We start from the raw sequence: 14,011 nt of genomic DNA, 5'->3' as shown, positions 1-14,011 counted from the left end.
ACGACGCCCGGGCGTCGTTTGAGTCGGTACTAATGTCTGCCGCCGTTTTGGTTTTCGCTCACCGCAAAAGTTAGGGCCATTACGACCTGCAGCGCCGAAAACGCGTCAGGGTTCACATTACTGCTATCTAAAACGGTCACCGGCCCTACTATGGAGGATCGCTGCGGCACTAAGTCGCACCTTTGCTATCGAAGTCGTCTGGATACAAAAACAGTCACTCACTGGCTGGATACTGCTACCCATAGAACCTGGAAGCCAAGCAGGCGCGTTTGCCGAGCGCTGATGAGTCCTCATTCCTAAAGGTATGCGATGAATCTCGACAGACCCAGCCAGCTAAATTCCCTCCCCGGTGACGCCCACGACATTTGTGTCCCGGATGACGCCCTTTGTTTCGGCCCGTTTGTCCTCATCCCTCAACAACATTTGCTGCTTAAAAATGGCGAGCCCCTCCCCTTGGGCAGTCGGGCGATGCTGCTATTGATCGCCATGGCGACACGCCCGGGAGAACTGCTGGAGAAAACCGACCTGATGGCTCTGGTCTGGCCCAAAGTGGTTGTCGAGGAATGCAACCTGCGCGCCCAGGTTCTGACACTGCGCCGTGCTTTGAGTGACAACGGCGAGCTGGACTGCATCGTCACCGTACCGGGTCGCGGTTATCGCTTCGTTGCACCGATCAGCGCGCCCGTGCTGCCTTCGCAGTTACCCACTACCCCCACCAGCGTCGAATTTCCGGGCCCCACTCGGCATGTCTTCGGCAGAGATAGGCTGTTGGACTTCCTTGATACCCAGCTCGGCCTGCGCCGTTTCGTCACCATCACCGGGCATGCGGGCACGGGTAAAACCACCGTAGCCCTGGCGTTGGCTAATCGGATGATCGGCCAGTATCCCCAGGGCATCACGTTTGTCGATCTGGCGCCGGTCAATAGCGGTCAACTGGTTCACGTGGTGATCGCCGTGGGTCTTGGGATCGACTGCACCGCCGACGATCCGCTGCAAGTCATTGCCCAAAGCCTGGCCACCCGCCAGGCGCTGCTGATTCTGGACAATTGCGAGCATGTGCTTGAGGAAGCGGCTGCCGCGATTGAGGCGATCCTTCGCTACGCCCAACGCTGCGCCGTGCTGGTCACCAGCCGCGAACCGCTGCATGCCGAGGGCGAGTTCGTTCACGACCTCGCGCCGCTGCCGTTCCCACCAGAAACCGCTGAGCTGAACGCGGTACAAGCGCTGAGTTTTCCCGCCATCGAGTTGTTGGTTGAGCGAATCGCGGCCCACGATCTTGGCTATGTTTTCACAGATCGCGACGTTCAGGCGGCGGCCGCCATCTGCCGCAAACTCGACGGCAATGCGTTGGCCATCGAGATCGCTGCAGCACGAGTGCGGGCATTCGGCATTGACCATCTTGTGGAAATGCTCGATGGCAGCTTCCGCCTGCAAATGACCGGTCGACGCACCGCCCTGCCTCGGCATCGCACCTTAAGCGCAGCGCTGGACTGGACCTACGCCATGCTGTCCATCCACGAGCAGGAAATGCTTCGTCAGTTATCGGTGTTCACTGGTTTGTTCACCTTGCGCGCGGTGCAGGCAGTGATTGACGTCGATACTCAGGATTCGGCGCAGTTGATGGAAAGCCTGATGGACAAATCGCTGGTCATCTCCCGCGAGCAAGGCTCTGCCAAGCGTTACCGATTGCTGGAGACGACCCGGTTTTACGCCGCACAGAAGCTTGCGCAGGCAGGTGAGACCGACGCTACCGCGTTGCGTCATGCGCGGTGGATGCGCGATGAACTGAAAGAGTCGGTGCAGGATCTGGTCAAAATCCCACCCCCCATGTGGCTTGCGAAATATGGCGCCGAAGTCGACAGCGTTCGTGCGGCACTGGAATGGGCCTATTCCCCCAACGGTGATCGAGAGCTGGCGGTGGAGTTGACGCTGGTCAGTGTTGCTCTCTGGTTACGCCTGTCCCTGACCGGGGAATGCTATGACTGGGTAAAGCGCGGCCTGCTATCGACCTCGGACCGCACGCCGATTCAACAACGTCAGCGCATGTTGCTGCTGACTGCGTCTGCCAGCGTTATGGTGCTGGCATTCGGTGGAGGCAAAAAGGTTCGAAAAGCCTGGCAACAGGTGAGCGAGGATGCCCGGGCACTTAACGACACCGAGCATCAGCTGCGCGCGCTGTGGGGGCTTTGGAACGATCACAGTTGCGGTAATCAATATCTCGCTGCGCTCGAACTGGCCAATCAGTACGTGGAATTAAGCAAAAGCTCGCGCCACAGCGAACGCCAGTTGCTGGGCCTGCGCATGCGCGCCAACGCGTTGTTTCACATGGGCCGCCTCGACGACGCCCGACGTTCGGTGGTCGAGGCGTTGAGCTCACCGCTTTCGGCGAACACGCATTTTATCGACCTGCATTTTGATCAACGCATCGCTGCGCTGTCGCTCAAGGCGCAAATTCTGTTGTTGCAGGGCGACGTCGGCCCCGCGCTGTTAACCCTGGGAAAAAATGTCACCCAGGCGATCAGCCTCAATCATCCGGCCACGCTGTGGTACACGCTGTGTTTGAGCGCAATCCCGACCACGTTGCTGGTTGGGCATTTGCAGAAAACCCGTTCCTACCTGACCGTGCTGCAAGACAGCATGGACGGCCACGATTTGTACCTGTGGCGCCAGTTCACGCGCTGCTTCGAGCACATTTTGCTGATTCGTCAGGGCGCGGCCGAAGAAGGTGTGCCGCTGCTGGGCGAAGTGCTGGAACAACTGCGCGAGCAAGGAGACAGCCCGCTGCACAGTCTGATTCACAGCGAATACGCTCAGGGCCTGGTCGTGCTCGGCCTTGAACACCGAGGGCTGGAAGTGATCGACGAAACCCTTCACACCGCCCGCAGCCGCGAAGAGCGCTGGTTCATTCCGGAACTGCTGCGCATAAAGGCGCAAATCCTCCTCAAACACAGCAAACCGCCGTTGCCATTGGTGCATCGGGTGCTGCAAGAGGCGCAGCATGAGGCCCTAAGGCAAGGCGCGCACTTCTGGTCGTCGCGCATTGCCGCAGACCTCGCCCGATTGAACGCGTCGGATGCCCGAGCATCGGATCTGGCGTGCTCGACCGGGATCTGAGAACTCGGAGTGTCAGGTGAAACCGAGGTGTCTGGTTTCAGGGCCGGTGCCCGCCCCATCGTCGGCAAACGGAACGCCGCCCGGCCAGACTCCTACGCCCTTCGGGCAGAAGCGGAATTGCGGCGAGATCCCGCTCCTGATTCTGGGCGGAGCCCGTAGGAGCGTTGCTTGCACGCGATCTGCCGCGCAGCGGCAGTGAAACCTGAGGATCAAGCCTCGCCCCTAGAGGTCTAGATCGAAAGCCAGCAAAACCCGTGGGAGCGGACCTGTCCGCGAAGAGGCCCTTGCATCCGAAAAGTCTCTATTGCCCGAAACACAGCCTTCGCGAACAGGTTCGCTCCCACATTGAATCTGTGGCGCTGCCAGGATCTTATGCCGATCCAAAACCCGATGTAGGAGCGCGCTTGCCCGCGATCACGGTGGTGCCCGCCCCATCGCCGGCAAACGGAACGCCGCCCGGCCAGACTCCTACGCCCTTCGGGCAGAAGCGGAATTGCGGCGAGATCCCGCTCCTGATTCTGGGCGGAGCCCGTAGGAGCGTTGCTTGCACGCGATCTGCCGCGCAGCGGCAGTGAAACCTGAGGATCAAGCCTCGCCCCTAGAGGTCTAGATCGAAAGCCAGCAAAACCCGTGGGAGCGGACCTGTCCGCGAAGAGGCCCTTGCATCCGAAAAGTCTCTATTGCCCGAAACACAGCCTTCGCGAACAGGTTCGCTCCCACATTCAGATCTGCGGTCTGCTCAATGCGCAGTCAGATCCAAGTCCCACTGACTCCGCTAAATCAACCGCGCCGCGACCAACATATCGGCCACGGCTTGAAAAGTGTTGTCCGGCACCGGGTCGCCGGGGACGGCGCGGCGGGCGATTTCAGCGGCGAGCTTAGGGTCCATGCCGTGGGAGATACTCAAAGCCGCCGCCTGGGCCAGCATCGCCGGGGCTTCCTGCGGGTCTGCGCGGCACACGACAATCGGCACCGGCGTCTCGCCACGCACATAGCGCACGCCCACCACCCAACTGTCAGCGGTGCCAATCATCAACGACGCCCGCCCCAGCCCCAGTTTGGTCGCCAGCGCCTGCATTTCCCGGCGCTGACGCTGGCGTTCACTCTTGATCAGCGGATCGCCATCAACATCTTTGCGTTCACGCTTCTGCTCGCTGCGGGTCATTTTCATGTCCCGGCCAAACAGCCAGCGCTGCATCAACACATCCACACCGCCGACAAGCAAAAAAGCCGCCAAAACAGTCAGCATCAACGGCTTGAGCACCAGATAAAACGTCGATTCGATGCACCCCGAGCCGCACCGCGACGACTCCATCAATGCCTGCAATGCATGCCGCCCGACCACATAAAACGCCATCGCCAGCAACAGCAGCTTGACCAGCCCCTTGAGAAACTCGACAAAACTGCGCATCGAAAAAATGCGCTTGAAGCCTTCGGCCGGGTTGATGCGCTTGAAGTCCGGCTTGATCGGCTCCACGGAAAACACCACCCCGCGCATGGTGACGATGTTGGTCACGATCACCACACCTACCGTGACCGCCACCACCGGCAACGTAATCGTGATCACCAACTGCTCGGCGGTATCCAGCACCCTCGGCCATACCGTGTGGAACGGCTCGATATAGATCAGCGCCACCATGTCCAGCAGCGCCACAACCTGCGCTTGCGCGCGAGGCAACAGGATCGAAATGCACAACGTGCAGAACAGAATGACCATCCCCGACACCAGATCCTGACTCTTGGCGACCTGGCCCTTTTGCCGCGCGTCCCGGAGTTTCTTGTCCGTGGCCGGCTGGGATTTCTCTTCGCTGCTATCGCTCATGAGCGACCTGCGTTGACGATGGCCTCATAGCGAGCCCGCCAGGGTTTTGAGGAATTCCACGGTGCCGCGAAACTCCGCCAGCTGATCGAGCATCACCGGAATCAAAAAGCCGATGTAGATCACCATCAGCACCGTGAAGAACAGGTTTTTCACCGGCAGCGACATGTCGAAAATATGCAGGCTGGGCGCCATGCGCGACAGGTACGCGAGCATCAGATCGGTCACCAGCAAACAGATGATCAGCGGCGAGACCATGATCACCCCTACGCGCATCACCTGATCGAGAATCGACAGCACCGCCATCAACGCCGAACTGGCAAACAGTGGCGTAAACGCGGTTACCGGCCATAACTGGTAGCTGTGGTAATAGCCGTCGACCATCATGATGAAGCCGCCGGACATGAAAAACAGTGCGATCAGCATCACGGTCAACAGCGTTGCCATGACACTGGATTCCCCGGACGACAGCGGGTCCACCAGTTGCGCCATGGTCGAGCCGCGCTGCAAATCGACCAACTCCCCCGCCACCTCCGCCGCCCAGAACGGAATGCCGAACAGCAGGCCGATGAGCACACCGATCAGCATTTCCTTGATCATCAAACCGGCGAGAAAAAAACTGCCGTGCTCGGGCAACGCAGTGAAGGCGGAAAACACCGGGACGAACATCGGAATGGCAATGGCCACCGCCACACAGCCACGAATCATCCCGGTCAGGCCGAGGCGATTGAACGCCGGCGTAATCACCACCACGCCCATGGCGCGACTGGCCGCCAGCGCTGCGGAACTGATCACAGGATAAGCGACTTCAAGAAAAGCGTTGGCGACGTTCGCATCCATACCGGGTCAGCGCGTCCACAACGGGAAATTATCCAGCACTTCACTGCCCAGTTCGGCGACCTGACTGGCGAGCAACGGGCCGACAAACACGATCACCAGCAGCACGGCGACCAGCTTCACCACTTGCGGCAGCGTCTGGTCCTGAATCTGCGTCAGCGCTTGCAACAGGCCGACACTCAGGCCCACCACGATCGCCACGCCGAGCGCGGGCGCTGACAGCAACAGCACGGTCATCAGCGCTTTGTTCATCAACGAAAGAAAAACGTCCTGCCCCATGAGATCACCCGTAACTAAGAATCAGGCCATGCATCAAGCGCGACCAGCCGCTCAATGCGACGAAGAGGAATATCTTCAGCGGGATCGATATCAGCGTCGGCGAGACCATCGACATGCCCATCGCCATCAGCACGTTGGCAACCAGCAAATCCACCACCAGGAACGGGATGTACAGCAAAAAGCCAATTTCGAACGCACGGGTCAGCTCAGAACTGACGAACGCGGGGACCAGCACCACCAGATCGTCATCGCGCAGGTCAGCGCGGGCTTCCGGGGACCAGATGGTCTCGGTGGCCTGGACGAAAAAGCCGCGCTCGCTTTCGTTGGCAAAACGCGCCAGATGCGCCTGTAACGGAGGCCTGAGCGCATCGCCGAATTCCCGTAGCTGCTCGACGTTTTCGATGTTCAGGTCGCGCCCTTCCACTTGCCGGTACATGTCGCCCATCAACGGCGTGGTCACGTACACCGAAAGGATGAGCGCGATGCCGTACAGCACCAGATTGGGCGGCGTCTGTTGCACGCCTAGCGCGTTGCGAATCAAAAACAGCACCACGGAAATCTTCATGAAGCCGGTCAGGGTCACCACCGCCAGCGGGATGAGCCCGATGGTGGCCACGACCAGAATGATTTCAATCAGATTGGGCTGATAGCCATTCATGCGCTGGCGAAGCTCAGCAGACGCACACCCAGGCCGTCGCCGATTTTCACCAGTTGGCCCTGACCAACCCGCCTGCCGTTGACCATCAAATCCACGCCATCATGTAGCTGCGGCGACAACTGCACCAGACTGCCTGCACCCAACTCACGCAACTGAGCCAGTGACAGCTCCACGCTGCCGACCTGGCACACCAGCTTGAGCGGCAAATCATCGAGTGTGGCTTCCAGGTTTGCGCCGGTAGCGGTTTCGGTCATGGCATGTTCCTTCAAGGGGTTTAGGGCGGTCGGTTTTTCAAGCAGCGTCAGGGTGTCGCCATTGAGTTCGCCGCGGGCTTGCAGCCGATGGTCCAGCAGCAGTCGCACCTGCTCGGCGGGCCAGTCGTCCAGCATCAGCACGTCTCCCGGTCGCAAGCTGCGCAGCTCGGCCAGACTCAACTGCGTTTCGCCGCTGTTCACAGTCAGCAGTAAGCGCAGCGCGGGCAACGAATGGGCCGCAGGCACGGCGTTCTGATCCAGTAGATCGGCGATCAGGCTGGCGGCTTCGCCGGTCATGCGCAGCGGCATAACCCACGCAGGAACTTGGGCGATCTGGACCTCCAGCTTCATACTCAGCGCAGAAGAGTTGGATTGCGTGGCGTCCGCCAGCTCACAAACCTGCAACGACTGACCTGTCAGCTGCTCAAGCGGCTCGATAAACGGCAGCAACGCCAGCTCCAGCAGCATCGAACCGGCCAACCCCTGCAGATCCTCAACTGAATGTTCCACCAACCCCAACCGTTCGAGCGCTTGAGTCGGCAATTGCAGGACGCACCTGGCACTTCCCCACTGCAGGTGAACGTCGAGCAATGGCTCAATGGGATTTTCGATCCCTGCCCACTGCACCTTGATCGGCTGGCCTGCAAACTCGCCCGTCCAGACCTGTCGATATCGGTGCAGCCGGTTATGCAGCGCAGTCCATTGCCAGTCATGGGAATGCAGCCAGTCCATTGCGGCCGAAGACCAAAGCTCAGTCTCGCGGCAGTTCATCTGGCGCCACCCGGCACGGCAACGGGAATGTCATCAGCGTCGTCCCGGTGTTCCCCGGCTCGCCTTTCGCTGTGCAAACGATCTTCGAGCAACGAGTCGCAGGCCTCGGCCTGACGCTGCCGGGCCAGACGCGCCGCCCGAAACACTTCACGCTCGCGCCACTGGGCTTCCAGAGTCTGGGCCGTTTGCTCGACAGAACCTTCCAGTTGCCGCTGACTGTCGGCCAGCTCATTCAGATGGTCCTGAGCCGCGTGCCAGGCGTTGATCGACAAGCCATCACTGAACGTGCCGTAAATCTGCTCCGCCTTGCGCGCGATGGCTTCGCGGTGCAGCCGCAACTTCTCTTTGGCGTCATCCAGATCCTGGTTCGTGTCTCGGCAGCGTTGCTGCTGGGCGGCCAACTGGCTGGACGCGCGTTGTTCGCGCAACTGCCGTAAAGTTTGCAGGCTGCGTAGATCGTCGGTCTTCATTGAGCCTCCAGAATATTCATGCCAGCACCTTGCGCATGAGGTTGAGCGTTTGCGCCGCACTGCATGGCTCGGTGGCGGCCTGACGCAAAAACCCTTCGATCGCGTCATGCCGGGCGATGGCCTCATCGGCCAGCGGGTCGCTGCCGGCTGCATATTCACCGACGCGGATGAGCATTTCGATTTCGTTGCGTCGCGCCATCAGCTCGCGAATGCGCATGGCCAGGCGGCGCTGTTCGTCGGTCGAGACCTGATCCATCAAGCGGCTGCGGCTGCGCAATACGTCCACGGCGGGGAAGTAATTACGCTGGGCCAGTTCAGCGCTGAGCACGATGTGCCCGTCGAGGATCGAGCGCGCTTCTTCGGCTACCGGGTCCATGGACGCGTCGCCCTCGGTCAAAACGGTGTACAGCGCCGTAATGCTGCCGACGGCGCCGGGGCCTGCTCGCTCCAGCAGTCGCGGCAAGGCTGAGAAAAATGACGGCGGATAACCGCGTCGGGTCGGCGGCTCACCCACCGCCAGGCCGATCTCACGCTGGGCACGGGCAAAACGCGTCAGGCTGTCCATCAACAACAGCACATTGCGCCCTTGATCCCGGTGATATTCCGCCAGCGCCGTGGCGACGAATGCCGCTCGCACGCGCTCTGCTGCCGGGCGATCCGAGGTCGCGACCACCGCGACGGTGCGCGCGCGGGCCTGGGCATCCAGCTGCACATCCAGCAGCTCACGCACCTCACGACCGCGCTCGCCGATCAGGCCGATGACAATCACGTCGGCATCGGTGTGGCGCACGATGCTCGCCAGCAGCGACGATTTGCCAACGCCTGGCTCACCGAAAATCCCCATGCGCTGCCCCTGGGCCAACGTCAGCAAACCATCGATAGACCGCACGCCGAGGGACATCGGTTTGACGATCAGTTGCCTGGAAAAGGGGGCCGGCGGTTCGGCGTGCAGTGGATAGCGCTGCAAAACAGCCAACGGCGGGATGCCATCACCGTCAAGAAAATCGCCCATGGGGCTGATTACCCGACCCAACTGCGCATCGCCGACGCTGACCCCGAGGGTTTCTCCGGTGGCGATGATTTCCGTGCGAGTTGACAGGCCTTCCATCGAACCGATGGGCGAAAGAATCGCCTCGTCCTGTTCAAATCCGATGACTTCCGCCGCCAGACTGCGACCGGTGCTGGGGTCGCGCAATTGGCACAGCTCGCCGATTCGCACCCCGGCGACACTGGCGCGCAGTAAAACCCCGCGAATGCTGCGCACAGTGCCTTTCATCGGCCGCAGCCTCGCCTGGCCCAAGCGCTCGGTCAGCCTGGGGACGATGGCGTGCAGATCAACGCTCACGGCTGTTGCTCATCGGCAAACGGCAGCAGCGTTCGGCGCAGATTGCTCAGCTGCGCTTCCAGCCCCAGCTCCACCGAACCGACCGGGCTGCTCAAGCGCGCCTGACCTGATTGCAACTGATCGTCGGATTCCACCGTGATCCCAGGCAGGTTATCGGCTTCGGATTTGAGCCGCCGACGCACAGCTTCTACTTCCAGTCTCGGCACAAAAAGGGTCAACGCCTGATCCTGTCGAAAAGCGTTCAAGGCCTTGCGGGTGCAGCGTATGACGCGCTCGGCATCGTCCATCTCATCTAGCACTTCGCGCACGATGCCCAGCGCGAGATCAGCCACGGACGCTTCAAGGCTCGACAGCCAGGCATCGACTTTCAATGAGGTCTCGACCAGCAAGGCGCTGACTTCCTCGGCGCCTTCGCGGCGGGCACTTTCAAAGCCCTCCTCCCGTGCCTGATCCAGCCAGCGAGCGCTGTCGTCACGGATCGATTGCGCGTGCTCTTCGGCAGCCTGCACAAACGCATAACCGTCGATCCAGAGATCGGCCTGTTCGGCGCGAATGATCCGTAATGCAGGGCGGCTCGGTAACTCGCTCATCAGGCTACCTCCTCGGCAAACTGATCGAAGGTCGCGGCGGCACTGCGCACGATTTCCGGGTCCATCGCCGTGTGCGGGACACCGGCTTGCGTGTTACCTGATTGAGGCATTTCCAGACGCAAGCGCAGCCAGTGCTGCAGCGCCGAAGGTTGGGTTTGCAGCCATGCGGCAACGCAACTGGCGCCATCCCGGTCAATGGCTTCAATCAAGTCTGCTGGCTGCCGCAACAGATCTGCCGCCCCCGCCAGCGAGCGATGAGCCAGGGCCAGGGCGAATACCTCAGCACCCAACGCGCTTCGCAGCTTGTTCACTGCATCGCTGCGGATTTCCCGGCTCAATGTCGCAGCGTGCCAGATCGCTCCGCACAGCCTGGGCAATCGTTTGAAATCGTCGGGGGACAGCAACAACACCGGCAAATCCTGATCCAGAGGCGACTGCAACTGCGCCAACGGTTGCAGGTGAAAGTGCCCCATCAGCAACTGCAACAGGCGGCTTTGAAAACGCGACGCGCTCTGCAGCTCGGCGTGCTGTTGATTGGTCACTGTCTGCGGCCAGCATTCACGCAGGCGGCGTGCCTCGACAAAGGCCAGCGGCTGTTCGAGCAGTGCTTGCCAGGCCTGTTGTTGCGCACTGAACGTAGCCGTCATGCTGCATCCTCCAGCACGTACACCGACTGCGAACGACGGCGTTGCCAGAGTTGCCAGCCCAATACGCCCGCCAGACTTAGTGTGCAAAGCAGCAGAATGCCGAACATCACCCGAGCCTGGGCGACGTTGTCTTCAAGCATCCACAGCCCCAGAAAGCTCACCAGACGTGGCTGCGCATTGGCGCGATTACTGGCGACTGCGGCCTTGATCGCGGTCACGGAAACGCCGTCGTAATTAAGACCGGAGATCCCGTTGGCCACCAGCGTCTTGATCTGTGGGATCAGCTGATTGATGTCGGTGGCCGGGTCGTAGCGCACCAGCACCGAGGCCGAGGAAGGCGAAATCACCCGCTTGAGCAAGTCGTTGTCCGGCAGCACCACATGCACTCGCGCGGAAATGATGCCGTCGATTTCCGACACGCTATGGGACAGCTCTTCGCTCAGGGCATAAACCATTTGCGCCCGTTCCTGAACCGGAGACGACACCAGCCCATTGCTCTTGAACACCTGGCCCATGTTGGAAAACGACTGGCCCGGCAGACCGGCGTCATCGAGTAACGACATGGCTTCGGAAAACCGTTTTTCGTCCACCACCACTGTCAACTGGCCGTTGTCCTGCACCTTGCGTGACGCCGGGACGCCATCGCGCAGCAAGACGGCGACCATGGCATTGGCCTCGCGCTCACCGAGATTGGTGTAGAGGTCGATATCGCAGGCCTGCAACAACCCGGCGAGAGCAACGACGATCATCAAGCGCACGGCACGACAGCGGTTGGACATGGGTTATTGACCTTTCAATAGCGTGTTGGCGGAGCCGGAAATCTGCGTGGCGCCGCGCACGACCATCTGGGTTTCGATGGAGTAATCGAACATCTTGCCCAACGAGTGGACGATCTGATCGACCTGCTGTTCGCCGACTTTTTTCGGCGGCTGCCCGGAGCTGGCCAGGTTTTGCGACGCTGCCGGTTTTTCTGCCCCTGCGGCAGCCGGCGTACTGGCAGGCCCGGACGCAGCGCCCGGCGGAGAGCCATTGGTCAGCACATCCGCGCGCTCGGAGAAACTGCGCGAGCGATCGATGAATCCGTTCAGACGCTCCATAAGCCCTTCGCCGATCTGGTGGGGACTGGCACCTTGGGGCATGCCCTTGGCGTTGTCAGCCATGTGTTCGAACAGGTTCTGGGAGCCCTGTAAACCACCGGGCCCTCCCGATGGCGGCAATGCCGCCGTCGCAGGTGCTGCGAGACTTGCAGTCATGGCGTTGGCCTATTCTTCGTCGTCTTCGGACGACTGGGCTTCGTTCAACATTTCCTGCGCCTTGGGCATGATGATGAACTGCCCGCCGATGGTGACCGCCTGGGTGATGAGGGTTTCGGTGAGCTCGTCATCGCTCATTTCTGTCTTGGATTTATCCACCGCCGCATTGAACTGTACTTCCGGGTTGGCGGTGACGCTGGTGGTGCTGTCGATAGGGCTGACTGACATCGTATTGCTCCTTACCAGTGGGTTTGTGGTGCCGTGTTTTGCTCGTGTGAATCAGTTGCTCGCTTCAGTAGTGACCACGCCGCCACGAAATACCCGCACTCCGCGCTCACGGGCGACGGGTGCTGCGACCGGGCGTTGCTGGTGATCGACGTGTTGTTGAACCATGTTCAGATAAGCCGGAGGACCGGAGACGAACAACTCGTCGCCATCGGGGCCGGCGCGGGTGGACATCTGCTTGCCAAACACATCCAGGCTGGTCAGATAGTCCTCCAGTTGTTCCAGGTTCTGGCCTTGCGCCTTGAACAGTCGGGTGCCGGTTTCTGCATCGGCGGTCATGTAGAGAATGTTGCCGTCGAAGTACCAGCTCAGGCCGTTGGAGTCGCACAGCTGGCTCAGGAAATCCCCGGCTGTTTCGCCGCGCACGCGGCTGCGCGACTTGCCGCGCACCTTGTCGGACATGACCACGATCAGGCCCAGGTTATGGCCGAATTCTTCCAGCGCGGCGCGCACGTCCTGCTCAACCAGCACGTAGGCGTAAGGTTCCGCGAACCAGTCCGGGTCGTCGCTGACAGACGCCTCTTCGGCGTTTACGCTCAGGGGAATCTGGCAGACCATCAGCACCCAGAATGAGAACGACAGCCATCGACGGTTATGCATGACACCGGCCCTCGTTAATCAGTGGTCGGGCGATGATCGAGTTGCTGACGGCGCTCACATAACGGTCGCTATTAGGCTTCAAGTGGATAGAATGATTTTCCCGTCGGGTGAAGCATTTCGATTGAACATTCACTGCATCTAAACGAACAAATGCCCAGCCGTCCTCGACCAAAGAGCCTTGTCTATGCCCAGCCGTTTTGCCTCCACGTTGATGTTGTTTGCCGGTGTAACGCTCGCGTCCTGCGCTACGCAACCCGCCTCCGACAGCAGCTACCAGCGCTTCATGCACCTGGCCGCGGATCTCGAAACCCGAGGCGACATGAGTACCGCGGCAGGGCTGTACGAAAAGGCTACGCAACAACCCGAGGCACAGCTCGAAGCCTGGCTTAAACTGGGTGAAACCCGACTGGCAAGTAACGATGCGCGGGGTGCTGAACGCGCCTACCAGCAAGCGCTGGAATTGAGTCCGGACAGCGCCGCTGCGTTGCTCGGTCTGGGCACCGCGCAACTGCGTCAGGGCAAACTGGATCGCGCCGTCACGGTGCTTACTCAAGCCAGTGCCAAACCCAATCAGCCACAAGCCTTTAACCGGCTGGGCATTGCGCAGATCCTGCGTGGTGAGGCCGAGGCGGCGCAGGTAGCGTTCAACAAAAGCCTGGCGCTGGCACCCAATGACCTCGACACCCGGTGCAACCTTGCACTGGCTTATGCCCTGGGCGACAAGCCGCAACTGGCGCTGGACAACATCCACACGGTTAATGAATCGGCCCGCGCCCTGCCCCGGCACCAGCGCAACGAGCTGCTGATCACCGTGCTCGCCGGTCGCGAAAAAGACATCAAGGCCCTGAGCCTGGAAGACATCCCGGACGCCGAACGCAAAAAGCTGCTCACTGAAGCCCGCCGCATCAAGGCGATCAAAGATCCGCAAGCGCAAGCCAGGGAATTGGGGTTGGTTGACACCCACTGACCTCATGACCGCAGCGGATTCAAGCTCCCTCCCACGGTTAGCGAGTTTGAATACCGACGCTGCACCCTCCACGTGGGAGCGGACCTGTCCGCGAATGCAGTTTGTCAGGCACCGCAAATGGG

The 14,011-nt window shown here is 60.7% G+C and carries 15 protein-coding genes; 2 read left to right on the top strand and 13 right to left on the bottom strand.

Translation table 11 applies throughout. The features are described 5' to 3' along the window. Positions 1-309 precede the first annotated feature (309 nt). Complete coding sequence (locus ACWKV9_RS12565) at positions 310-3,114, top strand: ATP-binding protein (RefSeq protein ID WP_483836434.1); 2,805 nt, start codon at positions 310-312, stop codon at positions 3,112-3,114. Positions 3,115-3,889: 775 nt separating this feature from the next. Here the strand turns inward: ACWKV9_RS12565 and ACWKV9_RS12560 are convergent. From ACWKV9_RS12560 to ACWKV9_RS12500, 13 genes are read right to left on the bottom strand one after another with little or no spacing between them, the layout of a single operon-like run. Next, a complete protein-coding gene (locus tag ACWKV9_RS12560; protein ID WP_483836433.1) occupies positions 3,890-4,936 on the bottom strand; it encodes an EscU/YscU/HrcU family type III secretion system export apparatus switch protein in 1,047 nt (348 codons plus the stop codon). A 24-nt stretch (positions 4,937-4,960) separates the two neighbouring features. After that, a complete protein-coding gene (sctT, locus tag ACWKV9_RS12555) occupies positions 4,961-5,773 on the bottom strand; it encodes a type III secretion system export apparatus subunit SctT (RefSeq protein WP_483836432.1) in 813 nt (270 codons plus the stop codon). Between the two features lie 6 nt (positions 5,774-5,779). Then, positions 5,780-6,049, bottom strand: a complete 270-nt coding sequence (locus ACWKV9_RS12550; RefSeq protein WP_037010118.1) for an EscS/YscS/HrcS family type III secretion system export apparatus protein — start codon at positions 6,047-6,049, stop codon at positions 5,780-5,782. Positions 6,050-6,053: 4 nt separating this feature from the next. Then, positions 6,054-6,707, bottom strand: a complete 654-nt coding sequence (gene sctR, locus ACWKV9_RS12545) for a type III secretion system export apparatus subunit SctR (protein ID WP_268800041.1) — start codon at positions 6,705-6,707, stop codon at positions 6,054-6,056. Beyond that, positions 6,704-7,732 (bottom strand): type III secretion system cytoplasmic ring protein SctQ, encoded by a 1,029-nt coding sequence (gene sctQ, locus ACWKV9_RS12540; RefSeq protein ID WP_483836431.1) that lies wholly within the window; start codon positions 7,730-7,732, stop codon positions 6,704-6,706. Before sctQ ends, sctR begins: the two co-directional genes overlap by 4 nt. Next, positions 7,729-8,202, bottom strand: a complete 474-nt coding sequence (locus ACWKV9_RS12535; RefSeq protein WP_483836430.1) for a hypothetical protein — start codon at positions 8,200-8,202, stop codon at positions 7,729-7,731. Before ACWKV9_RS12535 ends, sctQ begins: the two co-directional genes overlap by 4 nt. A gap of 16 nt (positions 8,203-8,218) precedes the next feature. Beyond that, positions 8,219-9,547, bottom strand: coding sequence for a FliI/YscN family ATPase (locus tag ACWKV9_RS12530; protein ID WP_483836429.1), 1,329 nt, complete (start codon positions 9,545-9,547; stop codon positions 8,219-8,221). Next, a complete protein-coding gene (sctL, locus tag ACWKV9_RS12525; RefSeq protein ID WP_483836428.1) occupies positions 9,544-10,137 on the bottom strand; it encodes a type III secretion system stator protein SctL in 594 nt (197 codons plus the stop codon). The genes ACWKV9_RS12530 and sctL overlap by 4 nt, the downstream gene beginning before the upstream one ends. Continuing rightward, on the bottom strand, positions 10,137-10,784 hold the full coding sequence (locus ACWKV9_RS12520) for a type III secretion protein (protein ID WP_483836427.1): 648 nt from the start codon (positions 10,782-10,784) through the stop codon (positions 10,137-10,139). The genes sctL and ACWKV9_RS12520 overlap by 1 nt, the downstream gene beginning before the upstream one ends. Continuing rightward, positions 10,781-11,563, bottom strand: coding sequence for a type III secretion system inner membrane ring lipoprotein SctJ (sctJ, locus tag ACWKV9_RS12515; RefSeq protein ID WP_483836426.1), 783 nt, complete (start codon positions 11,561-11,563; stop codon positions 10,781-10,783). The genes ACWKV9_RS12520 and sctJ overlap by 4 nt, the downstream gene beginning before the upstream one ends. A gap of 3 nt (positions 11,564-11,566) precedes the next feature. Beyond that, on the bottom strand, positions 11,567-12,037 hold the full coding sequence (locus ACWKV9_RS12510; protein ID WP_483836425.1) for a hypothetical protein: 471 nt from the start codon (positions 12,035-12,037) through the stop codon (positions 11,567-11,569). A 9-nt stretch (positions 12,038-12,046) separates the two neighbouring features. Further along, positions 12,047-12,265: a hypothetical protein gene (locus ACWKV9_RS12505; RefSeq protein WP_483836424.1), complete on the bottom strand. Its 219-nt coding sequence runs from the start codon at positions 12,263-12,265 to the stop codon at positions 12,047-12,049. 51 nt (positions 12,266-12,316) lie between these two features. Next, positions 12,317-12,880: a type III secretion protein gene (locus ACWKV9_RS12500; protein WP_483836645.1), complete on the bottom strand. Its 564-nt coding sequence runs from the start codon at positions 12,878-12,880 to the stop codon at positions 12,317-12,319. Positions 12,881-13,106: 226 nt separating this feature from the next. Between ACWKV9_RS12500 and ACWKV9_RS12495 the strand changes: the two genes are divergently transcribed. Next, complete coding sequence (locus ACWKV9_RS12495; RefSeq protein WP_483836423.1) at positions 13,107-13,889, top strand: tetratricopeptide repeat protein; 783 nt, start codon at positions 13,107-13,109, stop codon at positions 13,887-13,889. Positions 13,890-14,011: the final 122 nt, after the last annotated feature.

The organism is Pseudomonas corni (assembly GCF_057128765.1).
Note: the sequence above shows the minus strand (reverse complement) of the source record. Positions and strands in the feature narration are given on the sequence as shown.